Here is a 3575-nt window from a genome sequence, read left to right as displayed (position 1 = left end):
ATTACCGTCAATGGCCGAAGCGCTGGCCTGAAATGATGGAAGCGCTTAAGCAGCGAAGCCTTTCGGTGAAAATGCAGCATAAGTATATCGACCGGTATGTCATCGCTCATGCCTATGATCATGCTAACCATGCGTCCATGTACGGTGAGAACGGGGTAGCGGTAAACTGGCCATTACCGCCAGAAGGTGCGCCAGAGGTGGCTGACTTTAAGAGCATCTATGATCCTATGTATGGCGACCCCGAAGCTAAAGCCAGCCTAAATTTCGGATCAACACGCGCTGGTGAAGAGGAAAAGGCGCTACCTGTTGTTAAAAAACGCAACTTCAAGACCCCGGCTCATGCCACAAAACTGATTAAGAAAGTCGCTCACCAGATGGGTTGTAGTTTTGTTGGGATCACCCAGATGGATCCGGACTTTGTGTTCAAGAACATCATGCGTGGCACGCCGGATGATGGTGAGAACTGGGGAGATAAGATCCCAGAGCACTGGAAGTCAGTGATTATTCTTGGTGTGCCAATGAGCTGGGATGCTATGTACGCGGCACCGGCTTATGGCACGTCTTATGAAGCGTACAGTACGGTCCGGTTTGCGTCTGGTAAATTAGAAGTCTTCCTGAACCGTTTAGGTTGGGCTGGCCGGGCGATGGTTCCGGGCGGTGATTATGAAATGACGCTGCCACCCCTTGCGGTTAAAGCGGGGCTGGGTGAAGCGGCGCGTAATGGTTGCTTGATCACGCCAGAGGTTGGACCCAATATACGCTTGGCCTGCGTAGTCACAGACCTTGAGTTTGAATACGACAAGCCCATTGATATCGGTATTCGTGACTTTTGTGAGGAATGTAAGATCTGCGCAACCTCTTGCCCTAGTGGCTCAATCAGTATGGCGGATAAACCGGACATTGTTGTTCGCGGTTATAAGGTGTTTGAGTTTAACCAAGATAGCTGTTTCCGTTTGTGGTCATCACTTCCGTCAAATGGTCAGCAGGGCTGTCGGGTATGTATTTCAGTCTGCCCTTATACTCGAAGAAATAACTGGATCCATGCCTTGGTTAAAGAGGCTGATCCGCGTGATCCAACCGGTATGACCCGTAAGGCGCTACTCGCTATGCAGCATAACTTCTTCTATTATCCTGATGCAGAAGCCTATGCGGCACCCCATAATGGCGGCAGGTTAGCGAACTACCACCAACCACCAGAGTGGTTACGCTCTGAAGAGTTCTTTACCGATATTAAGAAAGATTGGGAATATGATGGCAACTGGGAGGGATTCTAAATGTTTCCGCAATCAACAGTATTAGATCCGCTATTTTGGATGATATTAGGTGCACTGCAAGTTTTTATTTTCAAGAGTGCCAAAGTATGGGCTGAAGATTATCAACTTCGCATGAACGGATGGAAGTGGTCGTTGGCAGGCGGCTGGTGGTTCTCATTCATTCTGACTATTGCTGGTGCGTTTACCCTGCTGGCTGAGAATGAGGGGAATGCTGGCTGGTACTTCTTAGGATTTGTCGGTACTGCAATCATCGTCGGTGGTGCAGTCTTGCTAAAAATACTACTGGTGCTAAGTGATAGAGAGAAATTGACTCAGCAATAAGCATATCAATACTAATAGTGATAGAGGGCATTCTGCCCTCTTATTTTGTGAGCAAGGTTAGACATAGAAAACATAAGATGATTAATACAGTACCTTTTGATAACGAAAATTATGTGCAAGGGATCACTGCTGATTCGATAAAAAATCTCATTAAAAAAAGAGGGGTGGAAGAGCTCTCTACTCCTCACCGGGTTGACTTTTATGCACTAATGCTCGTTACAGAGGGGAGTGGTTTTCATTATATTGATAACAAAATGTACCACTGCCGCCCCGGTACCCTGTTTGTTCTGAGTCCCCATCAAGTGCATTACTTTGACTCCAAGTTTCAATGGAGCGGTTATGTCGTCACTTTTGAAGATTCGCAAGTTTTTCCTATCGATAATCTTGATGCGAACTATGCGATGACCAAAGCGATAAGAAATGTTGATGTGATGACGGAAGTGCTAGACGTTGTCGGTAACGATTTTGATGCGCTTTATGATGAATTTCGTCGTTCTGTCGATATTGTTTCCGGGCATATTCAAAGAAATCTGTTGCAAAACATTCTGTTTAAAACCTTTTTTAGAACCAACTTTAGCCTTCAAAAAATATCAAAGAGCAAAGAAATGTTGGACTTTCAGTTGTTTAGTGATGAGGTGGAGCGCTTTTATATGACAAAGCACAACGTCAGCGAATACACCGAACAGCTGCGTATGACAGCGAAGCGCCTGAATACAATATGCAAGAAAGTTAAAGGCATGACAGCGAAACAAGTTGTTGATGCCAGGTTACTGCTGGAAGCCAAGCGCTTGCTGGGCTACACCTCAACCCCGATTTCTGAAATAGCCTTAATGCTGGGGTTTAATGAGCCGACTAATTTAGCTAAGTTTTTCCGTCGCCATACCGATATTTCGCCAACAGAGTTTCGTAATATGTCTAAGTTTTTTGCAGAGAATAACTAACTTAGTAACCGATAACCTATTCTAAGCGGACCAAACTAATATACCCATCACTTCGTATGTGAAGCGACTCAACTCATCATTACTGTGATGTGAAACAGGGCCGAAGTACGATAATTACTTATAATACTGTCATTTAATGGACTGAAGTTGGCTCAGATTCTTATGGATAACAACTTATCAATAGAGAAGGCTATCAGTGAGTTAGTGGGGCAGGCGCGCCCGTTTGAACAGGTGTTGTTTGGCGGTAACCAGCCAGCGCCGCCGGAGCTTGCCTATCAGGTCGATTTTCCGCGGATCGAGCTGGTGCTGGAAGGGTGTCTGCCGATGCAGATAGCGACCCAGGACGGCGAGTCTATCGACATTGAACTGGTGCCGGGGAAAGTGTTGTATCTTCCCGATTTTTGCTGGAACAAACCGACTTTCACCGAGCCGGTGACCACGCTGAGTCTGCTGTTCGGTCGCCAGAGCCTAGGATTTAGCCTGTTGCACTGGAATGGCGAAGGGTTTGAGGCACCGCAAAAGCGTCATATACCTCGTCGCGGCCCACGTACCGGTACGTTTATCCTGCGGGCACTGGAAGAGCTGTGCTGGCATCAGGAAGAGCAACAGACCGCGCAGCTGTTAATCCATTCTTTGCTGAGCAATTCACAGGAACTACTCACGCACCCGCCCGAGACGCCATCAAAGGGGCATGCGGTATTTGAGGCTATTCGGGATTATATTGATCACCATTATCAAGAATCGATCACTCGGGAATCCGTTGCCAAAGAGTTCTATATTTGCCCGAATTACCTATCGCAGTTGTTCTATAGCAAGGGAGGGGTAAAGTTTCAGGATTACCTCATTCAGGCCCGGCTGGAAAAGGCAAAGTACCTGCTTAAGAAATACGATATGAAGGTGAAAGAGGTCGCCCATAATTGCGGATTTAAAGACAGCAATTACTTCTGCCGGGCGTTTCGGAAAAATACCAACCGTTCACCGTCCGAGTATCGAGTCCACTACCGCAGTAAGCTGACATAGTTGTTAGCGGTAATTGCCA

General features: G+C 46.7%; 4 protein-coding genes. All 4 read left to right on the top strand.

Annotated elements, in window-relative coordinates; all coding sequences use genetic code 11:
* The coding region (locus tag MHN01_RS20450; RefSeq protein ID WP_239413106.1) for a reductive dehalogenase at positions 1–1274 on the top strand (1274 nt) is incomplete at its 5' end.
* Positions 1275–1595, top strand: a complete 321-nt coding sequence (locus tag MHN01_RS20445) for a hypothetical protein (RefSeq protein ID WP_239413105.1) — start codon at positions 1275–1277, stop codon at positions 1593–1595. It abuts the gene before it with no gap.
* A 77-nt stretch (positions 1596–1672) separates the two neighbouring features.
* On the top strand, positions 1673–2536 hold the full coding sequence (locus MHN01_RS20440; RefSeq protein WP_239413103.1) for an AraC family transcriptional regulator: 864 nt from the start codon (positions 1673–1675) through the stop codon (positions 2534–2536).
* 147 nt (positions 2537–2683) lie between these two features.
* On the top strand, positions 2684–3556 hold the full coding sequence (locus tag MHN01_RS20435; protein ID WP_239413101.1) for a helix-turn-helix transcriptional regulator: 873 nt from the start codon (positions 2684–2686) through the stop codon (positions 3554–3556).
* Positions 3557–3575: the final 19 nt, after the last annotated feature.

The organism is Photobacterium sp. OFAV2-7, from assembly GCF_022347985.1.
GTDB lineage: Bacteria > Pseudomonadota > Gammaproteobacteria > Enterobacterales > Vibrionaceae > Photobacterium.
This window is presented reverse-complemented; position numbering and strand designations above follow the sequence as displayed.